Origin of the sequence: Marinobacter adhaerens HP15 (assembly GCF_000166295.1) — a bacterium.
GTDB classification, from domain to species: domain Bacteria; phylum Pseudomonadota; class Gammaproteobacteria; order Pseudomonadales; family Oleiphilaceae; genus Marinobacter; species Marinobacter adhaerens.
Genome location: NC_017506.1, coordinates 317338 through 343333 on the forward strand (window position 1 = coordinate 317338; position 25996 = coordinate 343333).

Consider the following 25996-nt stretch of genomic DNA (forward strand, 5'->3'; position numbering starts at 1 on the left):
GTATACAACCAATATGTGCGAAAATGCCCGCCCTGAAAACGCGGGCCATGCTCTTCACAGTATCCCCTGGTTGTGCGTTATTCAATCACCAAAGAGTGGAAGAACTCCGGAGTACCCTTGGCAGACACTGTATTGATCGAAGGCCTCGTTGTGGAAACTGTGGTCGGCGTTTATGACTGGGAGCGGGAAGTCACCCAGGACCTGGTGATCGATCTGGAAATGGCCTGGGATAACCGGGTGCCGGGTCGAACAGACGATGTCGCCGATGCCCTGGATTATGCGGCCGTCAGTGCTCGGGTGGAGACCTGTCTGCAGGCACTCAGGCCGCAACTGCTTGAGCACGGCGCTGAGGTGCTCGCCAAAGCCTTGCAGGATGAATTTGGCATCACGTGGCTTCGGTTGGCGATACGCAAGCCGGGGGCCGTACCTACGGCACAGGCGGTGGGTGTGCAAATCGAGAGGGGAGTCCGGTGATGGCAGCGGCCGTTCGGGTTTACATCAGTATTGGCAGCAATGTCGACAGGGAACGCTACGTCAGGGCAGCGCTCGATGCGCTCTCGGCATGGTTTGGCGAGCTGATCATCTCCCCGGTCTACGATAGCGAAGCGGTCGGGTTTGATGGCTCGCCCTTCCTGAACCTCGTAGTGGGCGTGGATACGTCCCTGTCGGTTGCCGAGCTTTCGAAGCGTTTCAAACAGTTGGAGGCGGACAACGGCCGGCGTCGGGATGTGCCTAAATTCAGTGCGCGAACGCTGGACCTCGATATTCTCACCTATGGCAGTGCCGTCGGGCGCATCGATGGCGTTGAACTGCCAAGGGGTGAAATCCTGAAAAACGCTTTCGTGCTTCGGCCACTGGCCGACATAGCGCCTGAAGCAGAGCACCCGGTGTGCGGTAAAACCTATGGCCAGCTATGGCGGGAGTACGACACCGGCCAGAAGCTCTGGCCGGTGGGCTTCAGCTGGCAGGGTCGGCAGATTTCACACGCTGCCGGTTGAGCGGAACAGCTCGATGAGGTGATCGGTCGAGCTGTCGCTGGCCTGGGTGCCATCTTCCTCGCCCAATAGCCGCGGCAGGATGCCTTTACCCAGTTGCTTGCCGAGTTCCACACCCCATTGGTCAAACGAATCCACGTCCCAGATAACCCCCTGCACAAAGGTGCGGTGCTCGTAGAGCGCGATCAACGCGCCCACAGTCTCGGGTGTCACCTTCTCCATGGTCAGCGTGTTACTTGGCTTGTTGCCAGGGATTACCTTGTGTGGCGCAAGCTGTTCAATCTCGCTTTCATCCCGTCCTTCGGCTTTCAGCTCGGCCCTGGCTTCTTCCAGTGATTTTCCGGCCATCATGGCCCTGGACTGGCTGAGGCAGTTGGCAAACAGGTCGGCGTGATGGGTGGCCACCGGATTGTGGGTTTTCAGAGGTATGATGAAGTCCGCCGGAATCAGGCGGGTGCCCTGGTGGATCAGCTGGTGATAGGCGTGCTGGCCATTGGCACCGACGCCGCCCCAGATGACCGGGCCGGACTGCCAGGCGAGTGGGGCGCCCGCTTGCGTAACGCTCTTGCCGTTGCTTTCCATATCCAGCTGCTGGAGGTGGTCTGGCAGGCTGCGCAGGTAATGATCGTAGGGCAGTATCGCGTGGGTCTCGGCACCCCAGAAATTGGTGTACCAGATGCCCAGCATGGCCATAACCACCGGCAGATTCTTTGCCAGCGGCGCTTCACGAAAGTGCTGGTCCATGGCATGGGCGCCGGCCAGCAGGGCCCGGAAGTTGGTCATGCCAACGCTAAAGGCAATGGGCAGGCCGATGGCTGACCACAGTGAATAACGGCCGCCGACCCAGTCCCACATCGGGAAGACGTTCTCCGGATCGATACCGAAGTCCTGCGCCGCCGGCACATTGGCCGTCACGGCCATGAAATGCTGCGAGACCGCCTGTTCATCCCCGCAATGATCCAGAAACCACTGTTTCGCGACTTTGCTGTTCTCGAGGGTTTCCTGCGTGCGGAATGACTTGGACTGGATCAGGAACAGAGTGGTTTCGGGATTGACCTGGCGCAGAGCCTCGCAAATCTCGGTGCCGTCAATGTTGGCCACGTAATGGCAGCGAATGCCGGCCTGGGCGTAAGGTTGAAGGGCTTCGCCAACCAGCTTCGGGCCCAGGTAGGAGCCGCCGATACCGATGCTTACCACATCGGTGAAAGGCTTGCCGGTGTACCCGGTGCGGTGTTGGCCCAACACATCCTCCACCAGGGTTTCCATGCGTTGCAGGGTGCGCTGCACCTCGGCGACCACGTCTTCGCCGTCAACGGTGATGGCGTCGGTTCCCGGGTTGCGCAATGCCGTGTGCAGGGCAGGGCGATCTTCGGTAACGTTGACTCTCTTTCCGCTGAGCAAGGCCTCCCGCTGTGCTTCCAGGTTGCAGCTGCTGGCCAGCGCCAGAAGCGTGTCGAGCACGTCGTCAGTGATCCGATTCTTGGAAAAATCCAGTGACAGCCCTGCGCCTTCAATGAAATAACGCTTTGCCCGCCCGGGATCCTGGTTGAACAGGTCCTTCATGAGAACGCCGTCCAGGCGTTGCCGTTGCTCCTTCAGTGTCTGCCATTCGGGTTTCGAGGTCAGTACTTCAGGATGTGCGGGCATCAGAGGTTCCTTTTCTGTTGGCTTATCGGGTCAGGGACAGGTTATCGATCAAGCGGGTGGTGCCCAGGAAAGCTGCCGTCAGGATGGTAATCTCCCGATCCTCAGCCGTGGCCGGTTTGAGTGTCTGACTGTTGACGATATTGAAGTAGTCCGGCCTGAGCCCTGCGTCCCCGAGACTCTGCTCAGCTTCGCTTTCCAGGGCCTGGAAGTCTGTACGACCATCGGTGATCTTGTCGGCAGTGGCCTGCAGCGTCTGGTAGACCGCTGGCGCAATCTGCCGTTCCTCGGGCGTCAGGTAACCATTGCGCGAGCTTTTCGCCAGGCCGTCGTCCTCTCTCACCGTGGGGCCGCCCACCACATCCACAGGGATCATCAGATCCCGGACCATTTTCCGGATCACGGCCAGTTGCTGAAAATCCTTCTCGCCGAATACAGCGAAGTCCGGCTGCACCATATTGAACAGCATGGTGACCACCGTGGCTACGCCCTCAAAGTGACCCGGGCGACTGGCGCCACAGTGGCCGTCGCTGACATCCGGCACGACCACCTGGGTCTGACTTGCCAGCCCTTCCGGATAGATTTCCTCGGCGGAGGGCGCGAATACCAGTGTGTTACCGGCCGAGGCGAGCTTGTCCTGGTCTTCAGCCAGGGTTCTCGGGTAGGTCTCGAGATCTTCGCCGGCTCCGAACTGCATCGGGTTCACGAAGATGCTGGTAACCACCACATCCGCCATCTCCGCTGCTTTGCGCACGAGTGAGATATGGCCCTCGTGCAGGTTGCCCATGGTGGGTACCAGGCCGATGGTTTTGCCCTGCTGCCGGTAGCCGCGGAGGATGGTTCTCAATTCTTTCAAAGAATGTACGGTTCTCATGCCTTGAACGTATGCTCCTCAGCGGGGAATGAGCGCTCGCCTACGGCTTTCACGTAGGCCTGGAGGGCTTCCTGTACCGAATCTGTTTCTGCCAGGAAGTTCTTGACGAATCGTGGCTTACGGCCAGTGGTAATGCCCAGCATATCGTGCAATACCAGAATCTGTCCGTCGGTGTCTGGCCCGGCACCTATCCCGATGACCGGTGCTTTGACGGCCTGGGAGATGCGTGCCGCCAGCGGCGCGGGAACGCACTCCAGCAGGATGGCATCGGCGCCGGCGGCTTCCAGCTCGCAGGCGTGCTCAATCATCATCTCCGCCGCTTTCTCGTCACGGCCCTGGACCTTGTAGCCGCCAAATTTATTGACGAACTGCGGCGTGAGGCCCAGATGTGCGCATACGGGCACGGCGCGCTCAGTCAGAGCGGTAATGGTTTCTTTCATCCAGTCCGTGCCCTCGAGTTTTACCATGTGCGCGCCCGCGCGCATCAGTTCCGCTGCGTTCTCCAGGGCAGACTCGACCGTGCCGTAGCTCATGAAGGGCATATCGGCCATGATCAGGGACCCACGGTTTCCTTTGGCCACGCAGCTGACGTGATACACCATCTGGTCCATGGTCACCGGCAGGGTGCTGTCATGCCCCTGAAGCACCATCCCGAGGGAGTCGCCGATAAGGATTACGTGAACGCCCGCTTCACTGACCACCTGGGAAAAGGTGGCGTCATAGGAGGTAAGGGCAGCGAAGGCTTCGCCCTTCTGCTTGAACTCACGCAGGGTATTGATGGTAACAGCCATAGAATCCTTGCCTTTTGGGTGGATGGGCCTGGGCGTGCCGGGGTATCGGCATTGAAGTGTTAAGGGTAATCCGCCGGTGGAAGCTTGCGCAAGCCGTTGTCGGGGCATTGGCTACGCAGTTTGGCAATCGGTGTGCCGCCGGGCAGAGTCAGGCCGGCCTTCAGGTCCAGCAGAGGCTGGAGCGCAAAGTCCCGGTTCCGCAGTTCCCGATGAGGTACGGTGAGGCGCTCGTCGTCCAACATCTGATCGCCGAAGATCAGTATGTCCAGATCAAGCGTTCGGGGTCCCCAGTGGCGAAGTCTCTCCCGGCCATGCTGTTGTTCGACGTTCTGCAGTTCGTCAAGCAGTTGGTGTGGTAGCAGGGAGGTTCTGAGCCATACCGCGCCGTTGACGAAGTCAGGCTGGTCCTGGGGGCCGACCGGGCGGCTGGCATAAAAGGGCGATTGGGCCACCAGTACCGTCTCCGGCAGGTTGGCCAGGGCCGAGACTGCCCGGGCCAATTGGGCTGCAGGGTCTTTCAGATTGCTGCCAAGACCGATAAAGACGTCTGTCATCATTGCTGGGCTGGGCGTTTGACCGGTTTGCGGCGGCGCCGCCGCTTCTTGGGGGCGTCGGTGCTCAGTTGTGAGAGCATTCGCTCCTGGCCCCGTTCATCTTCCTGCTGGAACTCGGTCCACCATTGGCCAAGCCCGGGCTCAATCTCACCAGACGCCTCGCGAACCAGCAGGAAATCGTAAGCGGCCCGGAACCGTGGATGAGTCATGGTGGCAAAGGCCCGCTTGCCCTGGCGTCGGGGCAGTCGCATCTGAAGTTCCCAGATCTCCTTCATCGGGCCAGAGAATCGTTTCGGAATCGAGGTTGCCTGCACCTGACGGCCAATCACCTTTCCAATGGCGCCGTGCAATGCGGGCTGGACCGGGTCACCGTTGTCCTGCCTGCGATGCCACTCTGCCTGAAGTGCCGGCCAAAGCATGGCGGCAAACAGGAAATAGGGCGTGACCGATTTGCCCTGGGCAATCCGGGCATCCGTGTTTCTCAGGGCCTGGCGGATCAGCTCGTCCGGCTCACCCGACTCAATGGCCCTGACCGTCTCCGGGAACAGAGGCTCCAGCAGATTGTAACGGGTCAGAAGGTCGTAAGTGGCTTCGCCATGGCCTGCGGAAAACAGTTTGAGCACTTCATCAAACAGGCGGGCCGGCGGAATATGGGTTAACAGAGGGGCCAGTTCCCCGATCGGGGCCTCGGTCTCCGGTTCAATGTCAAAGCCGAGTTTGGCGGCAAAACGGATAGCGCGAAGCATGCGCACGGGGTCTTCCCGGTACCGCGTCTCGGGATCGCCAATCAGTCGCAGCTGGCGGTTGCGCAGATCCTCGATCCCGTTGGCAAAGTCGATTACGGTAAAGTCGCGGATGCAGTAGTAAAGCGCATTGACGGTGAAGTCCCGACGCAGGGCGTCTTCTTCCTGGTTGCCGTATACGTTGTCACGCAGAAGCAGGCCGTGTTCACTGGTCCTGCGATCGTCATCATCGGTGTCGGTGTCTGCTTCGGCAGCGTTGCCCCTGAAGGTGGTCACCTCGATGACCTCGCGGCCAAACACCACGTGGACAATCCGGAATCGCCGTCCGATCAACCGGGAGTTCCGGAACAGGTCGTGCACTTCCTCGGGGGTGGCATTGGTCGCGATGTCGAAATCCTTGGGCTTGCCGCCCAGCAGGATGTCTCTTACGCCGCCGCCCACGAGGTATGCTTCATAGCCCGATTTGTTCAGGCGATGCAGAACTTTCTTGGCGGGTTCGCTGATAACCGAGCGGGAGACGTTGTGCTGGTCCCTGGGGATTTCCCGTCGCTGGTAGGTGCGGGCTTTCTTTTTTCCGTTGCCGGGCATGAAGGAACGGAGTTTGTCGACAAGTCGTTTAGGCATTGAAATCCGTGGTTGCGATGAGCAAAAACCGAGAGTTTAACGGTTTGAGCAGGATTTGCACACGTTTGCCGTGGATTACCGTTTCGGAGCCCAGATAATCAAAAGGCGGATCCGTTTTCACGAATCCGCCCTCAAAGCGTTGACGATCTGCATTGTTTTTGTTTTTGCCGGGATTTTTCTTGGTTTTTGTACCCCACTGCATATCCCCACTTCAGGGGCATCTCAGCAGTGCAAACGGAAAGCTTTGAATACACAGAGCGGTCAGAGACATCGAGCGGGCCTTGGGTAGCTGCAGCGTCACCTGGAAGGTGATTCTTCTCTACATCTACAACTCGCACGTGCCGTGGGACCACTAAAAAGCAAAGTACCCAAAACACTCAGTTCGCTTACGTTCTGTTGTTGTTTTTGTTACCGAACGCATCCTGCAGCTTTTTGTTCTTGTTGTTGGCGCTGCTTTGTCACTCTTGTTTTTGTTGTTGTGCGCCAAATAGGTTGCAGTCCATGTGCCAGTTTTTGAATTTCGTTTATTAACAGAGTCTTACGATTTTGTAGGCCATAAGTGTTACCCCGTATTCAACCTAAGTGTTACTGAGGTCACGTTACTTTCGTGAGGAGTGTTACCGACAGGAACATGGGGTAACAACTGAGCCCGGGTTCATACTATGCCGGACTCAGTTGCCAGAGGATTTTTTCCGGGGTATGCCGAGACGCTGGCGACGTTCCCAGAGCGATTTTCGGCTGATGCCCAGTTTCTGGGCCAATTCTGTCTCGCTCATGCGGTCCTGGTTCTCGAGAACAAAATGCTGGAAGTAATCTTCGAGGGAGAGATCGTTGGACGCGTCCACCTCCCGGGTATGTGTCTGCTCGTTGTTGCCGTCCACGAGAGTCTCGGGGATGTATTCGTCGCTACCTTCGCTGTCCAGGTCCAGCAATGAGGGCGTGATCACGTCGCCGTCACACAGGATGGTTGCGCGCTCAATGGCGTTCTCCAGTTCCCGTACGTTTCCCGGCCAGCGATGGCGTTCGAGGGCGCGCATCGCCTCGGGGCTTAGATTGAGATCGGGCTTGCCCATTCTCTCGCCCTGGCGTTTCAGGAAGCGGCGGGCCAGTCCCAGGATGTCGCTCTGGCGCTCACGCAGCGGCGGGATGCGGATCTGCATGACGTTCAACCGGTAGTAGAGGTCTTCCCGGAATTCTCCGGTACGCGTCATGGCCTTGAGGTTTCGGTGGGTGGCGGCAATCATCCGCACGTTGACGGTACGGCTCTGGGTGGAGCCGACTTTCCGGATCTCGCTCTCTTGCAGAACCCGTAGCAGGCGTGCCTGGGCTTCGGCCGGCAGTTCGCCGATTTCGTCCAGAAACAGGCTGCCGCCATCGGCGGCCTCGATCAGGCCGGTCCTGGCCGATACCGCGCCGGTGAAAGCGCCCTTTTCATGGCCGAACAGTTCCGATTCAATCAGGCTTTCGGGGATGGCCGCGCAGTTGACCGAAATTAGCGGCTTGGCAGCGCGCGGGCTGAGCAGGTGCAGGGCGCGGGCCGCCAACTCCTTGCCGGTTCCTGATTCGCCCTGGATCAGGACAGTGGTTTCTGTCGGTGCTACTTTACGGATCAGCGTGAACACCCTCTGCATTGGCTCACACTGGCCGAACATGATGTTGGCAGGATCGCTGCTTTCCGGCGTTTCCAGGGCTGGTGCCGAGTCGTCACCCGAGTTCCGGCCGGCGGGTTTCCGGGCCAGAATGTTTTCGACCGCGGCCAGCATTTCATCGTGATCAAACGGTTTGGCGATGTACTCAACGGCGCCCATTTTCATGGAGTCCACCGCTGATCTCAGGCTGGCATAGCTGGTCATGATCAGCACCGGCGTGTTGGGTGCGCGATTGATCAGTTCGGTGCCCGCTGCGCCTGGCAGGCGCAGGTCGGAAATGATCAGATCGAACTGATCGGGTTCGTGGTTCTGTTCGGCTTCCTCAACGGAGGCCGCATCGGCGACCTCATAGCCGGCATGCAACAACAGTTTGCGCACTGCCGAGCGAATAATGTCTTCGTCTTCCACGATCAGAATGCGAGGCATAACAGTCTCAAGACCTTTGGTTCTGGCTGATGGCAATAGTGCCGGTTTCCGGTTCGTAGGCTGGCAATCTCAGCCTCACGCAGGTTCCGCGGCCGGTGTCGGCATTAGCCGGGCTTTCCACCTGAACGTTGCCATAGTGCTCTTCAATAATGCTGTACACCAGCGACAGGCCAAGACCGGTTCCCTTGTTGGGAGCCTTGGTGGTGTAAAACGGCTCGAAGATATGATCGAGTTGATCCCCGGGAATACCGGAGCCCTCATCAACCACCTCGATGATAGCGGAGTAGCCATCGCCCTTTCCACTGACCCGGATGGTACCGCCTTCCGGTGAGGCATCGCGGGCGTTCGCCAGCAGGTTGACGAATACCTGGACCAGACGCTGCTCATCTCCCAGCACCTGCAAAGAGGGCGGGCAGTCGTTGACATAGTGAATGCCCAGGCCCTTGTCGCTGAGCGACAGCAGGTTGATCGATTCTTCCACACAGCGATGAATCGCTACCGGCTCGTACCGGTTGGCCTGGGCATGATTGCCGGTGCGGGCAAAGTTCATCAGCGACTGCAAAATGGTAGAGATGCGCCGGGTCTGCTGCTGGATCTGGTCCGCGGTGTCCAGGATGTCCGGGTTGTCGGTTTCCAGTTTCAGGTTCTGGGCCAGGGAGGAGATACCGGTGACCGGGTTCCCGATCTCGTGGGCGACACCGGCGGCGAGCCTTCCCACCGATGCCAGCCGTTCGCTGTGCATCAGTTCGTCCTCAAGGAGCCGCGTTTCGGTCTGGTCCTCCACCAGGATAATGCTGCCACCTTCGGTGTGGTCCGGTCCGCTCAGGGCCGCTTTGTGAAGGTTCAGCCAGTGGGGTTTGCCACGCAGGTCCAGCCGGTGCTTGTAGCGATGCAGGTCCGGGCCACGGTTGAAGTCATCAAGCAGCAGGTGCCAGTGCTCGGGCAGTGCCATAAGCCTGGCACCGACCACGTCATCGGCGGTGATGCCGGTGAGCGCCTCCATGGCGTGGTTCCACATCAGGATTTCACCGTCCTCGCCCACGGAGCAGGCAGGAATCGGCAGGTTCTGAAGGGTCTGGCGGTAATGCCGGCGCAGGTTGTCCAGCTCGCCGGCCAGGCCGGTCAATCGGTTCTGGTAGTCGCCGAGGGCGCGTTCTACATAGCGGATGTCCTGGGCAGTGCCGCCCTGGGCCATGGGCTTGAAGCCGAGATGGCGCTTGACCATGTCCCGGGCTACGGAGGGGCCGAGCAGGCCAGACAGGTTTATTTCCACCTGGTCGCGCAGTCGCCTGAGCTGGTACGGCCGATACTCCACATTGGGCAGTTTCAACTGGCCCAGTGCCCGCTCCACTTCTCGCCGCGCCACACCGTAGCCCAGCGGCTCCGCTAACTGTCTCACAAAGTCACTGGAGGACGTGGCCAGCAATTCACGGCGTTGCGGACGGGACAGTGCGCCCAGTGAGCAGGCCTGGGCTGCGCTGTTCTCCTCACTGGTGCTGGTGCTGAGGATGGAAATCAGCGCAAACACGGTAATGTTGGCAGTCAGGCTTACGAACGTGAAGATATGCCAGTTGCTGTAGTCCGGTATCAGTGGCGCATCCAGCCAGGCCAGCAGATTGGCCGTGTGCGAGAATGGCAGCACGAGCGTCACCACCCAGATGGCCAGCCCGACAACAAGGCCGGCGATCAGGCCGCGGCGATTGCCCTCGGGCCAGTAAATCACGCCCAGGGCGCCGGGCAGCAGTTGCAAAGTGCCGGAGAGGGAAATGGCGCCGAGAATGGACAGGTCGAGGTTTTTGCCGACAACTTCATGAAACAGCAGCGCCAGGAAAATGATCACGGCGATGAGCAGGCGCTTGATCCACTGCAGCCACCGGTAGATATCGCCCTGGTCTTTCGGGGTTTTCAGGGGCAACACCACGTGGTTCAGCGCCATGCCCGCCAGTGCCAAGGTGCTGACGATCATCAGGCCGCTGGCCGCTGACAGCCCGGCAATGTACATCAGCAGTGTCAGTGCCGGGCTTTCCATGGCCTGGGCTGCCCCGATGGCAAAGAATCCGGGCCCTGTGGTCACCGCCAGCTCCTGGCCTCCCCAGAGAATCAGGGGCACCGGCAGGCCGAGCAGCAACAGGTAGAGTGGCAGGCCCCAGCTGGCTTTTGCCAGGGCCTTGGGCGAGGGGTTTTCGCTGAAGGTCATGTGGTACATGTGTGGCAGTACCAGAGCAGCGGCAAAGGACATCAGCATCAGTGCCCGCCAACTGCCGTCGTCAATGCTCAGGGTCATGGTTGTGGCTGGCGACGTCCGGTTGTCCAGCCAGCTTTCCAGTCCGCTCATGCCGTCAAAGACCCCGAAGAGAATGACGCCTCCGAGCACCAGCAATGCCACAAGTTTCACCAGCGAATCAAAAGCAATGGCCAGCACCAGCCCCTGATGGTTTTCCGAGTTCTGGTCGCGCCTTGCCCCGAATAGCATGGCGAAAAGCACCACGATCAAGCTGAACATCACGCTGATTACCGCAGGCGATGTGTCCGGCGCAAGAATGCTGGCAGAGGTGGCGACGGCCTGTATCTGCATGCTCAGCAAGGCCAGAATGGCCCCGCCGGAGCAGAGGGTGACCAGGGTGCCAGCCCACTGGCTTCGGTAGCGGTAGGCAAACAGATCGGCGAGGGACGTGAGCTGATAGGCGCGTCCGATCCTCATGACCGGGTTCAGAAGCACAGGCGCCAGCAGGAAAGCGCCGCTGATGCCGAGATAGTAAGCCAGAAAGCCGTAGCCGGATTCGGCGGCCATACCAACCGCGCCGTAGACCGCCCATATGCCGGCATAGACGCCCAGGCTGAGCACATAAACCAGGGGGTGGCGAACCCAGCGCCGGGGGACCATGCCTTTTTCGGTAAACCAGGCGATGCCGAACAGCAGAATCAGATACAGGAGGCTGGCGAGCAGCAGGCCGGAGGGACTAAAACTCATTGGGGTCCCGCCGCCATTCAAGCCAGAAACCGATGGCGATCAGCCCGGCCCAGATAAGGTAGGGGCTATACCAGACGTTTCCCGGCGAAGTCCACCAGTCAAGGATGTTGGGCGAAAAGATATAGATGGCCAGTACCAACAGGAAGACCAGACGGTAGATATACATCAGGCATGCTATCCGCGCTGAGGTGTGAGAAGGGCTTTATACCATGTCCCTCACCGGGATGTCAGGTGGATGGCGCCCCGTCGCCAGTTACTCCGGCCCCACTCCAGCAGCGAATCCAGCGAACCGCTGGCAAGGTTGGCAGGCGGGTTCTGGCCAAGGGCAACGAGCGCCATGAACAGGTTGTCGACAGGCTTGTCATCATCAAGCGCTGGCGCATGGGTCTGCTTGCTCAGCTTCTGACCCTGCTCGTTGAGTATGACCGGGATGTGAAGCCAGCGTGGAGGAAGAGCACCCAGGGCACGATAAATCTGTTGCTGCTGCGCCGTCATGTCCAGCAGATCCGAACCACGCACCACGTCCGTGATGCCCTGATCAATGTCATCGACCACCACCGCCAGTTGATAGGCGTAGAACCCCTCCTTGCGGAGAATGACCGGATCGTCAAGCTCTGCTTGCACCGTCTGGTGCTGGGGTCCCAGCAGCTGGTCCTGCCAGTGGCAGTCTTCGTCTTCGAGGGCAAAGCGGATTGCGAATGGCCGGTCACCGTCAATTTTTGTGCGAGTGCGGCACTGGTTCGGGTGGCGCCCCTCATTGGCCTGCAATTCCTTGCGCGAGCACCGGCAGCGATACGCGTAGCCGCTTTCAAGCAGCCGGTTAACGGCGTGCTGATAGGCGTCGTGACGTCTGGATTGAAAGCGTACCGGCTCGTCGGGAAACAGCCCGTGGGCGTCAAGGCTGGCAATGATCTGGCCGGTCGCCTCCGGCGGCTCTCTCAGAGGATCCAGGTCTTCAATGCGGATAAACCACTGGCCGCCCTGGCTGCGGGCTTCCAGAAAGCTGGCAAGTGCGGTAACGAGGGAGCCAAAGTGCAGCGGGCCTGTCGGAGAGGGCGCAAACCTGCCCCGGTATTGAGGGTTGTTCATGGCGGTCAGTCAGCCGGCGGGGCTGGGAAAAGCCCCAGCCGGCAGCTGTTGCGTAGTAGACTCAGATGCCGGTCTGGCGTTCGCGAATCTCGGCCAGTGTCTTGCAGTCGATGCACAGGGTGGCTGTTGGTCGAGCTTCCAGACGGCGGATACCGATTTCCACGCCACACTGATCGCAGAAGCCATAGTCGTCTTTGTCGATGCGGTCGATGGTCTGGTCAATCTTCTTGATCAGCTTCCGCTCTCGGTCGCGGGTACGCAGCTCCAGGCTGAATTCTTCCTCCTGGGTTGCGCGATCGCTGGGATCCGCGTAATTTGCGGCGTCTTCCTGCATGTGGTGCATGGTGCGGTCGACTTCTTCCATCAGCTCCTGCTTCCATTGCAGCAGCAGATCTTTGAAGTGCTGGAGCATATCCGCACTCATGTACTCTTCACCCTTCTTCATTTCATAGGGGGTGAAGTTGGTAAAACGTTCGCGTGGTTGTTCTGCAGTAGTTGCCATTGAACCCGGCCTCTTGTTTGTACTTCACAAGAACGGTTTGCTTCCCTCCGCGTGAGCCCCCGTGGCTGCGCGGTTGTACCCTGGATGAAGCATTCGTCCTGAAACGGGAATTTGCGGAAAATAGCAGATTAGTCACGGGGGTGCCAGCCTTGTGACATCGACTTTTGTACGGAGATCACATGAAGTTTCCAGAACCGCTGGTTGAAGGCCGGCTTATCCGCCGCTACAAACGCTTTCTGGCAGACGTGCGTCTGCCGGATGGTTCAGAAATTACGGCCCATTGTCCGAACACCGGCTCCATGCTTGGCTGTCAGCCGGAGGATGCCCGAGTCTGGCTTAGCCATAGCGATAATCCCAAGCGCAAACTCCAGTACACCTGGGAGTTGGTGGAAACCTCGCCCGGGCAACTGGCCTGCGTGAACACCGCCCGGCCGAACAGCCAGGCCCGGGCGGCCGTGCAGGCCGGCACCGTGGTGGAGCTGGCCGGCTATTCCGAGTGCCGCGCCGAGGTTAAGTATGGTTCGGAGAAGAGCCGGATCGACCTGCTGCTTTCCGGCCATGACACCGCGGCCGATGCCTGGGTGGAGGTCAAGAATGTCACGCTGGCGGAAGATGCTCAGGGTTTTTTCCCCGATGCGGTGACCGAGCGCGGCCAGAAGCATCTGCGGGAGCTGATTGCCCAGGTTGAGCAGGGCGATCGCGCGGTGCTGTTTTTCGTGGTGAATCACACCGGCATTCAAACCGTTCGCCCGGCGGACCATATTGATCGAAAATACGGTGAATTACTGCGGGAGGCCTGCGATGCTGGCGTGGAAGTGATCGCCTATCGTGCCGATCTGAGCGAGAGCGACGGCACGCCAACAGGTGTGTTGACCCTGACCGAATCGGTGCCCGTTATTCTGGAAGTCTGACCTCAATCTGGCCGTCCCGCTCCCGCAGGTCCAGCTGGGTGAGCGCATCGCCCTGGCAGGGCCCGGCAATGCATTCGCCGTCTGAGGGCTTGAACAGGGCGCCGTGGGTGGAACACTGGATAAACAGGTTGTCGGAATCCATGAACCGGCCGGGCATCCAGTTCAGTTCAACGCCCAGATGCGGGCAGATGTTCAGGTAGGCGCGGGGCGTGCCACCGTCCAGAAACAGGAACCCGGTCAGCGGCATGCCTGCCGGCTCCCGGGCCTTCTCCCGGAGCCGGAATTCCACGAATTGGCCCGGTGTCAGCTTGGAGGCCGGACAGACGGGCTGCCAGGTATGCGGGACGCTGCTCATTTCGGCAAGATCGTGTATCGCATGCGGGTCCCGTGATTCAGGGACATGACGATCTCATCGGCGTCCAGGCGATGCGGAAAATAGCAGCCGGAAATCTTGGCGCTGGCAATACTGGAGCCTTCCATTCTGGATTTCGAGAAGTCGACACCTCGCAGGTCGGCGCCCCGGAAGTAGGCGTGGCGGAAATCCAGCCCCTTGGCATCCATTCCCCTGAGATCCAGACCCCGGAAATCGCCATGGGCGAAACTGGGTAACTCTGCAAGCTTTGCCTTTTCAGCATTGAACGCCTGCATGTCTTCGCTACGAAGAATATCGTAGAGCGGGTGACTGATCTGATGTACTTCGTGTTCGCTTTTATCGTCCATATCGAACCTCGCGCTCGCCAGTGGGAGCCAGTTGTTGTTCTTAGTCGGCCTTGCCGCCGGGGATACCCAGATGTTGGCGGATCCGGTCGGCCACCGCCTCTGCCACATGCTCCTGGTCAGTGTGCAGGTGGATGGTGTGGCTCTTCTCCTCCGCGGTTAACGGTTCAAACCAGGTTTGCTGGGCGTCCAGCAATTCCTCGGTTGCCTCGGAGGCATCGCCCTTGCGATTGCGGATCCACTCCCGGCGCAGATCTTCCGGCGCCTCGCAATGGATCAGGGCAAAGGGCACACCCTGATCTTCGGCTATCGATGCCAGCAGGGCCCGCTCTTTCTGTTTCAGGCTGGCGGCGTCCACAATCACCGGGAAACCGGCTGCCAGAACGTGACTGGCAAGCTCCGCCAGCCGCTGATAGGTTTTCTCTGTCGCTTCCTCGGTGTACAGATTGCCACCGGTCGGTGAGCGGGAGCTGTCGAGTGGGGCCAGTCCGTGCAGGCGCTTGCGCTCGACATCGGAGCGCAGGCGTATCAGCCCCAGTTCATTGGCCATGGCGGCGCTGACGCAGGTCTTGCCGCTGGCGGACAGCCCGGTGGTTGCCAGCAGATAGTGATTCGGAATAGTGCCGTAATCCTCGGCCAGCTGGGCGTAGGCTCGATAGCGCTGCATCAAGTCGGCTTTTTCAGCATCGGTGAGCCCCGGGTTCCCCATGGTAAACAGGGCGATCTTGGCGCGCACCATAGCCCGGTATGCCTTATAAAGCGGCAACAAGGGCAGGGCTTCGAAGTCGTCGCGGTATTCCAGATACGTATTGAGCACCTGGTTGGCAAGGGCGCTTTCCCCACGGGACTCCAGATCCATCAACAGGAACGCGAGATCGTTGATCACGTCGATCCAGCGGAACGGTTCGTTGAACTCAATGCAGTCGAAAACCGTTACCGCGTCCTTGAAGCGGGTGATATTGGCGAGATGGAGGTCGCCATGGCATTCCCGCACCATGCCGCTGTCGCGACGACGGGCAATCAGCTCCCGGTGGCGCTCGAAGGTGGATTCGGTCCAGGCCTGGAGGTTGTCCAGCTGCATGAGCAGATCCGAATCGTCAATCATCGGCCGGATCTGGTCGAAATTTTCCTGCATGGCGGCGAACACGGCTTCCGGAGTGCCAAGCGGCTTGTCGTCCGGCACAGGCGGTAGCTGCTCATGGAAGGCCGCGACCTGACGGGCCAGGTCCGTGAGTGGTTCTGGCGTCAGCTTTCCCTGTTCCTGCAGGCGATCGAAGAGATGCTCCTGGCCGAACTGACGCATCTTGATGGCGTATTCGAAGGCTTCTCCCTCCCCACCGAGGATGGGGTTGTCGGGCGTGCCGGTGATGGGTACCACCTCCAGATACAGTTTGTCGGCCAGTCGCCGATTGAGCCTGAGCTCCTCCTCGCAGAAATGCTTTCGGCGATCGAGGGTGGAGAAGTTCAGGAAGCCGAAATCCATGGGCTTCTTGATCTTGTAGGCGTAGTCACCGGTCAGGATCACCTGTGAGATGTGAGTTTCGATAACCTGGAAACCATCGACAGGATGGTCGTACAGGTCTGGATTCTGCATGGCCAGAATCAGATTGCCTGGGGATGTCTCACTCACCGTGCTCTCCTCGCGTTCCCTGAACCCATTGATTTTTCTTGCTCTATCATAACGGGCAGATTACAGAAATAACACACGGATGGCCTGCCTTCCTCACCGCTCCCTTCGTTATAATCGCGGCATGAAAAAATCCAAAGCATCTTCCAGCCCCAGGCGAAAGCCCTCCAGACGTTCCTCCAACAATGGTCGCCGGCCGTGGTTCTGGCGTTTTATGTTCCGGTTATGTGCCATCGGTCTCGTTTTGCTGGCTGGCTGGATGGTTTACCTCGATGCCGTGGTGACCTCCCGTTTCGAGGGCCGGCGTTTCGAGGTTCCGTCCCGGGTTTACGCGCGCCCTCTGGAGCTTTTCGATGGCGCCAGCGTCAGTGCCGGTGCCCTGGAGAGGGAACTGAGCCTCTCCGGTTTCCGTAAGGGTGACGGCAGGAAATCCGGCAGTTACCAGCGCACGGGCAATCGCTTTGTGATCAGTACCCGGGGCTTTTCCTTCCCGGACGGCGATGAACCCAGGCGCAGGATCTCACTGATCATATCTGGCGATCGGGTTCAGGGCTTTTCGGTGATTGAAGGCGATAATGCCCCGATTGTGCGGCTTGAGCCGGCGCAGATTGGCGGCATCTACCCGGCGCACAAGGAGGACCGGGTGCTGGTTCAGCTGGATGAAGTGCCGGCCCTGTTGCCCACCACTCTGATGGCGGTGGAGGATCGTAATTTCTACGACCATTTCGGCATCGCGCCACTTTCTATTGGCCGGGCCATGCTTGCCAACATCCAGGCCGGGCGCATCGTTCAGGGTGGCAGCACGCTGACCCAACAATTGGTGAAAAACTTCTTCCTGACTCGAGAGCAGACGCTGGTGAGAAAGGCCAACGAAGCCCTGATGTCGGTGCTCCTGGAGTTGCACTATGAAAAAGACGATATCCTCGAAACCTATCTGAACGAGGTCTACCTCGGACAAGCCGGTACGCGCAGCATTCATGGTTTCGGTCTTGCCAGCCAGTTCTATTTTGGCGAATCCCTCAAGGATCTGGATGTGCACCAGATCGCGTTGCTGGTGGGCATGGTCAAAGGCCCCAGTTACTACAATCCGCGCCGCCACCCGGAGCGCGCAACCGAGCGGCGGAATCTGGTGATTTCTGAAATGGAACAGGCCGGCCTCATTGAGCCGGGGCGCGCGTCCAGGGCGCGTGGATTGCCGCTGGGCGTCAGTGAGCGCCCGTCGTATTCGGAAAATCGGTACCCGGCCTATATCGATCTGGTCCGGCGACACCTTGCCCGCGATTACAAGGAGGAGGATCTGCGCAGTGAAGGTTTGCGGATTTTCACGACCCTGAACCCGGCGATCCAGTACGCGGCAGAGTATGCGGTAACCGATACCCTTCCGAGGCTGGGCGGTGGGCAGAATGCCGAGGCGCTGGAAGCCACCCTGGTAGTCACTGCGAAGGATTCCGGGGAAGTGCTGGCACTTGTGGGTGGCCGGGACCCGCAATTTGCTGGATTCAACCGGGCACTGGATGCCAACCGTCCCATCGGGTCGTTGATCAAGCCGTTTATCTATCTGTCGGCGTTGCAGGAGCCGGAGAGGTATACCCTGACCACACCGGTGCTGGATAAGAGCTTTACCCTGGAATTCGACGATGGCAAACGCTGGCAGCCCAAGAACTACGATGGCGAGGAGCGGGGCGAAGTACCCCTGCACAAGGCCCTGTCCCACTCTTACAACCTGCCTGCCGTGCGTGTCGGGCTGGATATCGGAGTGGATCGGGTGCAGGAGACGCTGACAGCGTTCGGAGTCGATACCCCGATTTCCCGTTATCCTTCGATGCTTCTGGGCTCGGTTTCCATGAGCCCGGTGACCGTGGCGCAGATCTATCAGGGGCTGGCGACATCCGGCTTCAATACGCCGCTGCGCACGATCCGTGAAGTCACGGACGCCGGCGGTGAGGCGCTATCCCGTTACAGTCTTGAAGTTGAGCAAGTGGCCGATCCCGCCGCCGTGCACCTGGTGCAATACGCCATGCAGGAAACCATGCAGGAGGGGACAGGACGCTCTGCCTATTACACTGTGCCTGAAGAGCTCAGTCTTGCCGGCAAGACCGGCACCACCGATGATGGTCGGGACTCCTGGTTTGCCGGGTTCAGTGGCGACCTGCTTGCGGTGGCCTGGGTTGGGCGGGATGATAACGGGCCAACTTCACTGACCGGGGCCAGTGGCGCTCTGCCGGTGTGGTCGAGGTTTATGGCGCAGGTTCCCCAGCACGGCTTCTCGCCGGTGGTACCCGACGGGGTCAGTTATCACTGGGTGAATTCGGAGCGGCAGGCACTCACAGACGAATACTGCGACAATGCCCGTCTGCTGCCCTACATTGCTGGCAGTGAACCCACGCAGACAATTTCATGCTCCGGAACTCTGGAACGTCGAATCCGGGGTTGGTTTGAAGGACTGTTTCAATGATTGACCGACTTTCGTTAAGGACTGCCCTGATCGCCACGCTGCTGTCCGTGGCTGGTTGTGCTTCCGGGCCAGGAGGTGGAATCTACGTGCCGATCGGCAGTGAGCCGGCCAAGGCGCCCGAACCACCCAGAACCAGTACTGATAGCGAAGAAAGCGAAGCCCCCGTGTGGCGCAAGAGCGAACAGCCAGAGGCGGCTCCGGAAACGGCGGCTCCGGAAACCCGGGAACCGGCCCGGTCCAGCTCCCCTAGCTATCGGGAAACCGGGGATGGGCTCTCACCGGCGGCGCTCAGCCTGGTACGTGAGGCCGATCAGCTGTTGGCCCAAGGTAACGTCTCTGGCGCTATCGCACGCCTCGAACGCGCACAGCGGATCGCCCCCCGATCTGCCGAGGTGTATTTCAAATTGTCCGAGGCCTATGTGGCGGGCAATCAGTTGGGCTCAGCGGAGCAGTTCACCTTGAAGGGGTTGTCCCTGGCGGGAAGTGATATTCGGCTGCAGAGAGCCGGCTGGCTGTTGCTGGCGGATATTCGCCGGGCTCGAGGTAATGTGGCAGGTGCGGATCAGGCCGAGGAAAGGGCCGCCGCACTCTAACTGTTTCTTGCCTGGCAGTCGGTCCCTGTTGTTCAGCGACCGACTGCCAGGACAGGTGCTTATTCGACGAGAGGAATCAGCTCGGCTTCGGTTGTCTGGTTGGCAACAACCTCAAGGCTCTGTGTTCCCTCGAAGTCAAGGTTGTCATCCTCCTCGTTGTTGTCCTCCTGGCAGCTGTAACTGATGGTGTAGTTACCCTCTGGCAGGAATGCTGCCGTATAGCTGTAGAGGCTAGATTCATCATCGAGCTCAACCGGCACGATCATTAGAGGGTTGCCTTCCTCATTGTTGACGTTCAGGTCTGAGGTTTCGGCATTCTCACCAGAGAAGACGTAAACAGCACCGGTGTACTGACAATCAGCCAGATTCTCATCCGCCATACGGGTGGACGTTATCTGGGCAACATCGACCTGGCCACTGATAGAGCCAACCTCAAGGTTGTTGACCAGTCTCAGGGACGGTTTCAGCATATAGTCGGCCAGGGCCTTACCCTGAGGGTCGACGATGGACTTGCGCACGTCAAAGTCGATGGTGAAGTTGGTGGTTGTGTCTGCGGCCACCAGGAATTCACCCTTAAGCTTGAGGCCACTTTGCTCGCCAGACGGAACTGCCAGTGAGTACTCGCTGTCGCCTGTAGATTCGCGCTTCACAAACGAATTATCCGTGTCGACAATCAGTCGAAGCTCGGTGTAGGTGCCGGCAGGTACTTCTTCATCTGTAATCAGAGGTTCGCTCAGGCCACCCTGAAGATCCAGCAGATTCACCTGTTCGAAGCCTTCAAGGGGAAATTCCACCCATTGTCCTTCCTCGGGTTTTAAACGAATTTCCGTGAAAGCAATGGTGACATTGCTCAGGTCCATGGCCGGAGCGTCGGTAATACCAAAGGACACTGTTCCGGTGCCCGAGGACGCTGAACTGTCGCTACCACTGCCACCACAGGCCGCCATGCCCGCAGCAAGAGTTGAAATGGCAATAAGTTGAACCGAACGTTTCATATAAACCTCCAAGGTTTATTTGCTGGACTCATAGCGAAGCAACATCGCTACCTGACTCCACCCTCACGCTGCGGTAGAGGGCAGAGTTCCGGAAATTTTGTTAACGTTCCCTAATGTCCGGGCAACCGGTGAATCGTCAGATCGGGAACGCGGCCAATGCATCAGCCCGGCGACTTGAGATAGACTGCGCCGCTGGCATGAACCCACGCAGGTAAACAACGGCTTTGGCAATTTTTCCTTTCAAGCCCTCGAAGTCCCGGCGTTTTGACGCTCTGGTGCGGCCTCATCTGGATGCGATGTACCGGTTTGCTTACCGTCTGGCGGGTCAGCAACAGGATGCTGAGGATCTGGTTCAGGATGTGGTGGTCAAGCTATTCCCAAAGCTTGATGAGCTGGAAAGCGTTGACCAGCTAAGGCCCTGGCTGAATCGGGTGCTCTACAGGCAGTTTATTGATCAGGTGCGGCGTAAGAACCGACAGAGTGACCGCCCGTTGACGGAGCTGGTCGGCAGTGAAAGCCAGGCCGATTGGCTGGACAGCCTCGAATCCGACAGTGTTGGCCCGGATCTGCAACTGGAGCAGTCGCGCCTTGGACCGGCGTTGGATCGGGTCATGATGACTCTGACGCCCGATCAGCGAACTCTTTTGTTGCTTCATGATGTGGACGGCTGGCGCCAGGAAGACATCGCGGAGGTGCTGGACATCCCGTTGGGAACCGTGAAATCGCGATTGCACAGGTGTCGGGCCGCCCTGCGAAAGAAATTGCAGCGGGAGCTGGAACCAACCGAGCCGGCCGGACGTGTGGGGGAGTGAGGTGAAGACAATGTCCTGCAATGAAATCCGGGTGGATCTACCCGCCTACATCAACAATGAGCTTTCCGCCCCCGCCCGTGACCGGGTGCAGGAGCACGTTGCTGCCTGCACGTCGTGCAGAGAGAGGCTTGCCTCGGAGCGGTCTCTGAACCGGGCGTTGCAGGAGCAATTCAGAGTCCCTGGGCCTTCCCCTGATTTTCACAGCCGTGTTTTGTCCTCTGCCCGAGGCGAAGCCAAACCGGAGTCCGGATGGAGTCACGGGGCACTGGGTGGCGCCATTGCGGCGGCTCTTGCCCTGGGTATCGGCCTGGGCTTTCTGTTCCAGCCCGATGATGTGACTGACAGCGCCCAGCCTGTTGTCGTGTCCTCGGCGTCCTCGGAGAGTGCCGCTGAAGAGTCGGCAAACGGGATTGCCGAACCTGTTGAGAAAACCGTGCGCCTTGCCTTCCGTTCGGGTGAGGCTCTGGAAAACGTTACGCTTACCCTTGAGCTGCCACCGAATGTGGAACTGGCTTCCTGGCCAGGGCATCGGGAGCTTAGCTGGCAGGTGAGCCTGAATGCCGGGGAGAACGTTTTGTCGCTGCCCCTGAAGCTCCTCTTTCCCGGTGCCGGTGAGTTGGTGGCCCGACTGGACACCGGAGATCGCCAGAAAACCTTTCGGGCCCCGATTCCCGAATATCCACAACGCTCGGTCGAGGATCCCGAATCATGACAGGTTGCAGGTTCGTATTGAGTGCCAGGCTGGTCGGATTGCTGATGTTGGGGTTTTGGGTCCCGGCGACAACACTGGCTAATGATGATCTGGATGTTACCATGCGCATGGTGACTGACGACGCAGAACTCACCGATTCGGTCGTGCGGGAAATCGAGTTGCCCCGCGCTGTCGAAAAACCCGAGAATCCGGGTGAGTCTGGCTCTCGCGGGCTGGATGCGGCGAGTGAAGCCCGAGAAAGGGGGCGCGAGTTTGGTGAGTCCATGTCCGAAAAAGCCAGGCAATCCCGGGAGCTGATCAAGGGTAAGCCTGAGTTACCGGAGCGGCCGGAACGCCCAGAGCTGCCGGATGCACCAGGGCTGGATCGCTGAAACCGGATACATAACCGGACCTGCCCCGCGTGGATTAATCCGGAGAAACCTGTTTGCTGGTATTTTGGCGCGCCCTGTCCCTGATCCTGTTGTTAATGCCCACGATGATTCTTCAGGCGGCTGAAACGAAAGCCGGCATGGAGGATTTCCGTGCCGGCGTTGAAGCCTTTGAAGCAGGAGACCTGAACGCCGCGAAACAGCGCTTCCAGAGAGCCGTTGATGCTGGCCTGAGATCTCCCTCGCTTTTCTATAACCTCGGTGTTGTCTGCTATCAGCTGGGCGATTATGGCGCCGCTGAATCTGCCTTCCGTTCCTTGCTCGACGGCTCCAATGGCGCCCTGGCGCGTTATAACCTCGGTCTGGTCGCGCTTGCCACGGAGGAGTCTGCCGAAGCCCGTCGCTGGTTCGAGCAGGCCTCGGCCGAGAGCGCTCCGGATAAAATCCGGGCACTGGCCCGAGCGCAACTGAATAAACTGGATGGTGGATCGCCCCGGTTGGCCCGCCAGCCCTCCATTCGCGGCTATCTGGGTATCTCTGGCGGTTACGATTCCAATATTGCTGGCCTGCCCGAGGATACGGCGTCGAGTGAAGGTGGGGTGTTCCTCGAAGCGCTGGCTGCCGGAACCTACGAGCGGCCAGTCGGTACCCGCTCACGGCTTGCCCTCGATGCTGCCGCCTATTCCCGGGAACATCCGTCCGATGACGAGTACGACACTCAGGTGTTGCAGGGACGACTGGCCTGGTCTGAGACCCTCGCTGCAGGTGAACGCGGCGCTCTGGTGTCGTTGGTGAAGTCCTGGTTTGGCAGCGAATCCCTTGAAACCCGATACGGCATCGAGGGGTTTTATCGTTGGCGTGAGTGTTCGCTACCCGTAGCCCCGGATCAGTGCGGAATCGCCCTGGCGGCGGCTACCGTGAATGGTGGTTCAGGCTTCGAGGCCTATGACGGACAGTGGTATCGGGCACGCGTTCATGCGCGGAAGTACCTGGGACCCTGGCGATTGGACGGCGACTACTCACTGGAAATCAATGACCGGCGGGATCTGCAAACAACCAGTGAGTTTATCAGTGTCTCACCTACCCACCACACACTGGAGTTTGCCGGTCGCTACCGCTGGCGGCCAGATATCGTATTCGGAACAACGGGCTCTGTTCGCCACAGTCGATACCGGGACGCCCATCAGTTGGTGTCCGGGGAAGGCGAGAGCGGTCGCAGAACAGATAACCGCCTCGAGATCGGGTTGCTGGTGGAGAAGTCCCTGGACAGCCGTTGGCTGGCCCGGGGGGAGTGGCTGGTTCGGGATAACAGAAGCAGTCTGTCGCAGTATGACTATCAGCGCCAGACGCTGATGTTCACCCTGGAAGGGGCCTTCTAGCTCTGCATGGCAAGGCCAGAAGGCCGGCTACCCGTTACAGTCCTGCGTTTCTCAGTCGGTTGGCGTGTTGCTTGAAAACCGCTTTTGGATCAGTTTCGAAGAGGCTATGCAGGCCCAACGCCTGATTCACTTCATCCAGATGGTTCATGAAGTAATTATCCCGGATAACCTTGCCAAACCGGCTGCTGCAGCGGCCTACTAGACCGTCGTTCTGGCTGAAGCCGAAGGCGAGGCTGGTGGTTCCCAACAACGCGTCGGACGGATCCAGTACGTTGGTCAGAACACCGGTGCCACCCCAGGAGTAGAAGCGGACACCATTTGCCGAGTAGGCGCCTTCACCGCAAGCGGTGGTTGGAATCCCGGCAGGGGCAAAGTTGTTGAATTCGGCGCTGCCCTGAGTGGTGAGGGATTCCAGGCTTGACCGCAGGTCCTGGTTATAACCGCCACCGGACAGCAGATCGATAAGCCCGCCCAATGCATTCCCCAGACTGGCCGCCAGGCTTTCGGCAGGGGATCCGTAGATAAGGTCGGCGACCGGCGAGCCTTTATGGGGCGAGCCGACGGACGTCACTGAGGCGACCAGATCCGGCCGCACCCTGGCGATGTAACGGGCCGTGGGGCCCCCGTGGCTGTGGCCAATCAGATTGACCTTGCCGTGCACCGCGGCGATCGCCTGTACCTGCGGCAGAAGCGCTTCACCGCGAGCAATGGTGCTGTCCAGGGCGGGCACCTGAGTGGTGTAGACATCGGCGCCGTATTTGCGGAGATCCTCGGCGACGCCGTACCAGTAGTCCACGCCGGCAATCGAATCAAAGCCGAACATGCCATGCACCAGCACAACCGGGTAGCGAGTGTCCGTATAGTTTGAAGGGGTAGAGTCCCACCACCAGGCGGCGGAGGGGGCCGACCAGGCCACAGTCAGGGCCAGGGCCATTGCTTGGATCCAGAGTTTCATTGTCGTTCCTACAGTTTGATGTTGTGTTTGTTATTCAAACTGCGGCTCAACCTAACGGGTTGCTCCAGAGACTTCCTGCTCGTACTGCATCTACCTGTAGGCAGACCGAGTGCTTCCGTGCGCTGACTTGATTTTTGTGTTTGTTAGATTGGTGCCGTCAGAGCATCTCGGTAGAGATTAGATCAACATTTGATCAGGCTGGATGGTAAGTCAACGGCACAAGAGGCCAGGCAGGGGTGTTCGCCGTGGAAATGTGATGCTCATCACATCGGTGGCCCCGCAGGACATGTTCTGCGGGGCAGCGATGGGGACAGCGGAAGTATCAGAGCGTGGCCATGACCTTTTTGGCCGCCGCTACCGTATCGGCGATGTCCTGTTCGGACAGTGCCGCTGTCGTAAAGCCAGCCTCAAAGGCGGATGGTGCCAGGTATACGCCTTCTTTAAGCATGCCCTGGAAGAACTTCTTGAAGCGTTCGACATCACAGCCCATCACCTGGTCAAAGCGGGTAACAGAGCTTTCCTCGGTAAAGAAGAATCCGAACATGGCCCCGGCACTCTGGACCGTCAGCGGGATGCCAGTGGCGTCAGCGGCTTCTTTCAGGCCGTCGCGAACGGCATTGGTTTTCTCGGTCAGCCGGTCGTGGAAACCGGGCTCGGAAATTGCGTTCAGTGTCGTCAGGCCGGCGCACATGGCCAGGGGGTTACCGCTCAGGGTGCCTGCCTGGTAAACCGGTCCCAATGGTGAGATGTGTTCCATGATTTCCCGTTTGCCGCCAAAGGCGCCGACCGGAAGTCCGCCACCAATCACCTTGCCCAGTGCGGTGAGGTCCGGGGTTACGCCATACAGCCCCTGCGCGCCGCCGAGGGAAACCCGGAACCCGGTCATTACTTCGTCAAAGATCAGCACGGTGCCGTGCTCGTCGCACACTTCCCGCAACCCCTCTAGGAAGCCGGGGACCGGTGGAATGCAGTTCATATTGCCAGCGACCGGCTCTACGATAATCGCGGCGATCTGGTCGCCCATCTCCCTGAAGCATTCGCGAACGCTGTCGATGTCGTTGTAGGTCAGCGTGATGGTGTGCTCAGCCAGGCTGGCAGGGATGCCCGGGGAATTCGGCACGCCCAGGGTGAGGGCGCCGGAGCCCGCTTTGACCAACAGTGAATCCACGTGGCCGTGGTAGCAGCCCTCGAACTTCACGATCTTGTCGCGACCGGTGTAGCCCCTCGCCAGGCGGACAGTGCTCATGGTGGCCTCGGTACCTGAATTCACCATGCGGACCAGTTCGATGGATGGCATCAGTTCGCACACCTTCTTGGCCATCTCGGTTTCGAGGGCGGTCGGCGCACCATAGCCAACGCCCAGATCAACCTGCGCATGCAGGGCGTCTTTGATGCGTTGGTCACCGTGGCCAAGAATCATGGGGCCCCAGGAACCGATGTAATCGATGTAGCGCTGATCGTCTTCGTCGTAAAGATAGGCGCCCTGGGCGTGCTTGAAGAAAATCGGCGTGCCGCCAACGCCTCGAAAGGCCCGGACCGGAGAATTCACGCCACCGGGGATGTATTTCTGGGCCTGCTCGAACAGGGTTTCGGAGTGCGTCATGGATCTG

26 protein-coding genes are annotated in these 25996 nt (G+C 59.5%); 9 read left to right on the forward strand and 17 right to left on the reverse strand.

All coding sequences use genetic code 11. The features are described 5' to 3' along the window. The first annotated feature begins 117 nt into the window (after nucleotides 1–117). Together folB and folK (HP15_RS01560) are read left to right on the forward strand one after the other, a co-directional pair. On the forward strand, nucleotides 118–474 hold the full coding sequence (gene folB / locus HP15_RS01555) for a dihydroneopterin aldolase (RefSeq protein ID WP_041644908.1): 357 nt from the start codon (nucleotides 118–120) through the stop codon (nucleotides 472–474). After that, the gene (gene folK / locus HP15_RS01560; RefSeq protein WP_008169659.1) at nucleotides 474–998 is read left to right on the forward strand and encodes a 2-amino-4-hydroxy-6-hydroxymethyldihydropteridine diphosphokinase; all 525 of its coding nucleotides are present in this window, start codon (nucleotides 474–476) and stop codon (nucleotides 996–998) included. The genes folB and folK (HP15_RS01560) overlap by 1 nt, the downstream gene beginning before the upstream one ends. Here the strand turns inward: folK (HP15_RS01560) and pgi are convergent. The 11 genes from pgi to dksA form a co-directional block, all read right to left on the reverse strand. Continuing rightward, nucleotides 981–2642, reverse strand: a complete 1662-nt coding sequence (gene pgi / locus HP15_RS01565) for a glucose-6-phosphate isomerase (RefSeq protein WP_014575914.1) — start codon at nucleotides 2640–2642, stop codon at nucleotides 981–983. The two genes, folK (HP15_RS01560) and pgi, sit on opposite strands and share 18 nt — an antisense overlap. Before the next feature lie 22 nt (nucleotides 2643–2664). Beyond that, nucleotides 2665–3513: a pantoate--beta-alanine ligase gene (panC, locus tag HP15_RS01570; RefSeq protein WP_014575915.1), complete on the reverse strand. Its 849-nt coding sequence runs from the start codon at nucleotides 3511–3513 to the stop codon at nucleotides 2665–2667. After that, on the reverse strand, nucleotides 3510–4304 hold the full coding sequence (panB, locus tag HP15_RS01575; protein ID WP_008169652.1) for a 3-methyl-2-oxobutanoate hydroxymethyltransferase: 795 nt from the start codon (nucleotides 4302–4304) through the stop codon (nucleotides 3510–3512). Before panB ends, panC begins: the two co-directional genes overlap by 4 nt. Nucleotides 4305–4363: 59 nt before the next feature. Beyond that, entirely contained in the window at nucleotides 4364–4861 is a 498-nt protein-coding gene (gene folK / locus HP15_RS01580; RefSeq protein ID WP_014575916.1) for a 2-amino-4-hydroxy-6-hydroxymethyldihydropteridine diphosphokinase, read from the reverse strand. Beyond that, the gene (gene pcnB / locus HP15_RS01585; protein ID WP_041644910.1) at nucleotides 4858–6225 is read right to left on the reverse strand and encodes a polynucleotide adenylyltransferase PcnB; all 1368 of its coding nucleotides are present in this window, start codon (nucleotides 6223–6225) and stop codon (nucleotides 4858–4860) included. Before pcnB ends, folK (HP15_RS01580) begins: the two co-directional genes overlap by 4 nt. Next, the gene (locus HP15_RS01590; protein ID WP_008169646.1) at nucleotides 6218–6427 is read right to left on the reverse strand and encodes a hypothetical protein; all 210 of its coding nucleotides are present in this window, start codon (nucleotides 6425–6427) and stop codon (nucleotides 6218–6220) included. Before HP15_RS01590 ends, pcnB begins: the two co-directional genes overlap by 8 nt. Nucleotides 6428–6896: 469 nt before the next feature. Further along, nucleotides 6897–8300 carry a sigma-54-dependent transcriptional regulator gene (locus HP15_RS01595; protein ID WP_008169641.1) on the reverse strand — a complete coding sequence of 468 codons (1404 nt, stop codon included), beginning with the start codon at nucleotides 8298–8300 and terminating at the stop codon, nucleotides 6897–6899. A 7-nt stretch (nucleotides 8301–8307) separates the two neighbouring features. After that, nucleotides 8308–11271 (reverse strand): ATP-binding protein, encoded by a 2964-nt coding sequence (locus HP15_RS01600; protein ID WP_014575918.1) that lies wholly within the window; start codon nucleotides 11269–11271, stop codon nucleotides 8308–8310. After that, complete coding sequence (locus tag HP15_RS22260; protein WP_008173184.1) at nucleotides 11261–11437, reverse strand: hypothetical protein; 177 nt, start codon at nucleotides 11435–11437, stop codon at nucleotides 11261–11263. Before HP15_RS22260 ends, HP15_RS01600 begins: the two co-directional genes overlap by 11 nt. 50 nt (nucleotides 11438–11487) lie before the next feature. Continuing rightward, nucleotides 11488–12360 carry a tRNA glutamyl-Q(34) synthetase GluQRS gene (gluQRS, locus tag HP15_RS01610; RefSeq protein ID WP_014575919.1) on the reverse strand — a complete coding sequence of 291 codons (873 nt, stop codon included), beginning with the start codon at nucleotides 12358–12360 and terminating at the stop codon, nucleotides 11488–11490. Between the two features lie 61 nt (nucleotides 12361–12421). Beyond that, the gene (gene dksA / locus HP15_RS01615; RefSeq protein ID WP_014575920.1) at nucleotides 12422–12862 is read right to left on the reverse strand and encodes an RNA polymerase-binding protein DksA; all 441 of its coding nucleotides are present in this window, start codon (nucleotides 12860–12862) and stop codon (nucleotides 12422–12424) included. A 179-nt stretch (nucleotides 12863–13041) separates the two neighbouring features. On the opposite strand from dksA, the gene sfsA reads away from it, so the two are divergent. Further along, on the forward strand, nucleotides 13042–13773 hold the full coding sequence (gene sfsA, locus HP15_RS01620) for a DNA/RNA nuclease SfsA (protein ID WP_014575921.1): 732 nt from the start codon (nucleotides 13042–13044) through the stop codon (nucleotides 13771–13773). Here sfsA and HP15_RS01625 read toward each other — a convergent pair. The 3 genes from HP15_RS01625 to HP15_RS01635 are packed head-to-tail and all read right to left on the reverse strand — an operon-like array spanning nucleotide 13757 to nucleotide 16084. Further along, entirely contained in the window at nucleotides 13757–14128 is a 372-nt protein-coding gene (locus tag HP15_RS01625; protein ID WP_041644911.1) for a Rieske (2Fe-2S) protein, read from the reverse strand. The genes sfsA and HP15_RS01625 overlap by 17 nt on opposite strands. After that, nucleotides 14125–14493 carry a pentapeptide repeat-containing protein gene (locus tag HP15_RS01630; protein ID WP_014575923.1) on the reverse strand — a complete coding sequence of 123 codons (369 nt, stop codon included), beginning with the start codon at nucleotides 14491–14493 and terminating at the stop codon, nucleotides 14125–14127. The genes HP15_RS01625 and HP15_RS01630 overlap by 4 nt, the downstream gene beginning before the upstream one ends. Before the next feature lie 40 nt (nucleotides 14494–14533). Then, nucleotides 14534–16084 carry a bifunctional aminoglycoside phosphotransferase/ATP-binding protein gene (locus HP15_RS01635; protein ID WP_257903198.1) on the reverse strand — a complete coding sequence of 517 codons (1551 nt, stop codon included), beginning with the start codon at nucleotides 16082–16084 and terminating at the stop codon, nucleotides 14534–14536. 157 nt (nucleotides 16085–16241) lie between these two features. On the opposite strand from HP15_RS01635, the gene mrcB reads away from it, so the two are divergent. Continuing rightward, the gene (mrcB, locus tag HP15_RS01640; RefSeq protein WP_041646075.1) at nucleotides 16242–18572 is read left to right on the forward strand and encodes a penicillin-binding protein 1B; all 2331 of its coding nucleotides are present in this window, start codon (nucleotides 16242–16244) and stop codon (nucleotides 18570–18572) included. Continuing rightward, entirely contained in the window at nucleotides 18569–19165 is a 597-nt protein-coding gene (locus HP15_RS01645; RefSeq protein ID WP_014575927.1) for a tetratricopeptide repeat protein, read from the forward strand. The genes mrcB and HP15_RS01645 overlap by 4 nt, the downstream gene beginning before the upstream one ends. Before the next feature lie 59 nt (nucleotides 19166–19224). Here the strand turns inward: HP15_RS01645 and HP15_RS01650 are convergent, their stop codons facing one another. Further along, nucleotides 19225–20160, reverse strand: coding sequence for a DUF4382 domain-containing protein (locus tag HP15_RS01650; protein WP_014575928.1), 936 nt, complete (start codon nucleotides 20158–20160; stop codon nucleotides 19225–19227). 224 nt (nucleotides 20161–20384) lie between these two features. On the opposite strand from HP15_RS01650, the gene HP15_RS01655 reads away from it, so the two are divergent. Genes HP15_RS01655 through HP15_RS01670 form a run of 4 tightly spaced genes read left to right on the forward strand, consistent with a single transcriptional unit; the run spans nucleotide 20385 to nucleotide 23431 of the window. Continuing rightward, nucleotides 20385–20972, forward strand: a complete 588-nt coding sequence (locus HP15_RS01655; RefSeq protein ID WP_008173164.1) for an RNA polymerase sigma factor — start codon at nucleotides 20385–20387, stop codon at nucleotides 20970–20972. 10 nt (nucleotides 20973–20982) lie between these two features. Beyond that, the gene (locus HP15_RS01660) at nucleotides 20983–21684 is read left to right on the forward strand and encodes an anti-sigma factor family protein (protein ID WP_014575931.1); all 702 of its coding nucleotides are present in this window, start codon (nucleotides 20983–20985) and stop codon (nucleotides 21682–21684) included. Continuing rightward, nucleotides 21681–22055, forward strand: a complete 375-nt coding sequence (locus HP15_RS01665; protein ID WP_041644913.1) for a hypothetical protein — start codon at nucleotides 21681–21683, stop codon at nucleotides 22053–22055. The genes HP15_RS01660 and HP15_RS01665 overlap by 4 nt, the downstream gene beginning before the upstream one ends. A 53-nt stretch (nucleotides 22056–22108) precedes the next feature. Then, complete coding sequence (locus tag HP15_RS01670; RefSeq protein ID WP_014575933.1) at nucleotides 22109–23431, forward strand: tetratricopeptide repeat protein; 1323 nt, start codon at nucleotides 22109–22111, stop codon at nucleotides 23429–23431. Nucleotides 23432–23465: 34 nt separating this feature from the next. On the opposite strand, the gene HP15_RS01675 is transcribed toward HP15_RS01670, so the two are convergent. Both HP15_RS01675 and hemL read right to left on the reverse strand, forming a co-directional pair. Next, nucleotides 23466–24386, reverse strand: a complete 921-nt coding sequence (locus HP15_RS01675; RefSeq protein ID WP_041644915.1) for a lipase family alpha/beta hydrolase — start codon at nucleotides 24384–24386, stop codon at nucleotides 23466–23468. 322 nt (nucleotides 24387–24708) lie between these two features. After that, on the reverse strand, nucleotides 24709–25989 hold the full coding sequence (gene hemL, locus HP15_RS01680; protein WP_014575935.1) for a glutamate-1-semialdehyde 2,1-aminomutase: 1281 nt from the start codon (nucleotides 25987–25989) through the stop codon (nucleotides 24709–24711). Nucleotides 25990–25996 lie beyond the last annotated feature (7 nt).

What these genes read in the sequence shown, in the direction of transcription:
- folK (WP_008169659.1), top strand. Translation starts at nt 474, where the DNA reads ATGGCAGCGGCCGTTCGGGTTTACATCAGTATTGGCAGCAATGTCGAC.
- pgi (WP_014575914.1), bottom strand. Translation starts at nt 2,642, where the DNA reads ATGCCCGCACATCCTGAAGTACTGACCTCGAAACCCGAATGGCAGACA.
- panC (WP_014575915.1), bottom strand. Translation starts at nt 3,513, where the DNA reads ATGAGAACCGTACATTCTTTGAAAGAATTGAGAACCATCCTCCGCGGC.
- panB (WP_008169652.1), bottom strand. Translation starts at nt 4,304, where the DNA reads ATGGCTGTTACCATCAATACCCTGCGTGAGTTCAAGCAGAAGGGCGAA.
- folK (WP_014575916.1), bottom strand. Translation starts at nt 4,861, where the DNA reads ATGATGACAGACGTCTTTATCGGTCTTGGCAGCAATCTGAAAGACCCT.
- pcnB (WP_041644910.1), bottom strand. Translation starts at nt 6,225, where the DNA reads ATGCCTAAACGACTTGTCGACAAACTCCGTTCCTTCATGCCCGGCAAC.
- HP15_RS01590 (WP_008169646.1), bottom strand. Translation starts at nt 6,427, where the DNA reads ATGCAGTGGGGTACAAAAACCAAGAAAAATCCCGGCAAAAACAAAAAC.
- HP15_RS01595 (WP_008169641.1), bottom strand. Translation starts at nt 8,300, where the DNA reads ATGCCTCGCATTCTGATCGTGGAAGACGAAGACATTATTCGCTCGGCA.
- HP15_RS01600 (WP_014575918.1), bottom strand. Translation starts at nt 11,271, where the DNA reads ATGAGTTTTAGTCCCTCCGGCCTGCTGCTCGCCAGCCTCCTGTATCTG.
- HP15_RS22260 (WP_008173184.1), bottom strand. Translation starts at nt 11,437, where the DNA reads ATGTATATCTACCGTCTGGTCTTCCTGTTGGTACTGGCCATCTATATC.
- gluQRS (WP_014575919.1), bottom strand. Translation starts at nt 12,360, where the DNA reads ATGAACAACCCTCAATACCGGGGCAGGTTTGCGCCCTCTCCGACAGGC.
- dksA (WP_014575920.1), bottom strand. Translation starts at nt 12,862, where the DNA reads ATGGCAACTACTGCAGAACAACCACGCGAACGTTTTACCAACTTCACC.
- sfsA (WP_014575921.1), top strand. Translation starts at nt 13,042, where the DNA reads ATGAAGTTTCCAGAACCGCTGGTTGAAGGCCGGCTTATCCGCCGCTAC.
- HP15_RS01625 (WP_041644911.1), bottom strand. Translation starts at nt 14,128, where the DNA reads ATGAGCAGCGTCCCGCATACCTGGCAGCCCGTCTGTCCGGCCTCCAAG.
- HP15_RS01630 (WP_014575923.1), bottom strand. Translation starts at nt 14,493, where the DNA reads ATGGACGATAAAAGCGAACACGAAGTACATCAGATCAGTCACCCGCTC.
- HP15_RS01635 (WP_257903198.1), bottom strand. Translation starts at nt 16,084, where the DNA reads ATGCAGAATCCAGACCTGTACGACCATCCTGTCGATGGTTTCCAGGTT.
- mrcB (WP_041646075.1), top strand. Translation starts at nt 16,242, where the DNA reads ATGAAAAAATCCAAAGCATCTTCCAGCCCCAGGCGAAAGCCCTCCAGA.
- HP15_RS01645 (WP_014575927.1), top strand. Translation starts at nt 18,569, where the DNA reads ATGATTGACCGACTTTCGTTAAGGACTGCCCTGATCGCCACGCTGCTG.
- HP15_RS01650 (WP_014575928.1), bottom strand. Translation starts at nt 20,160, where the DNA reads ATGAAACGTTCGGTTCAACTTATTGCCATTTCAACTCTTGCTGCGGGC.
- HP15_RS01660 (WP_014575931.1), top strand. Translation starts at nt 20,983, where the DNA reads ATGTCCTGCAATGAAATCCGGGTGGATCTACCCGCCTACATCAACAAT.
- HP15_RS01665 (WP_041644913.1), top strand. Translation starts at nt 21,681, where the DNA reads ATGACAGGTTGCAGGTTCGTATTGAGTGCCAGGCTGGTCGGATTGCTG.
- HP15_RS01675 (WP_041644915.1), bottom strand. Translation starts at nt 24,386, where the DNA reads ATGAAACTCTGGATCCAAGCAATGGCCCTGGCCCTGACTGTGGCCTGG.
- hemL (WP_014575935.1), bottom strand. Translation starts at nt 25,989, where the DNA reads ATGACGCACTCCGAAACCCTGTTCGAGCAGGCCCAGAAATACATCCCC.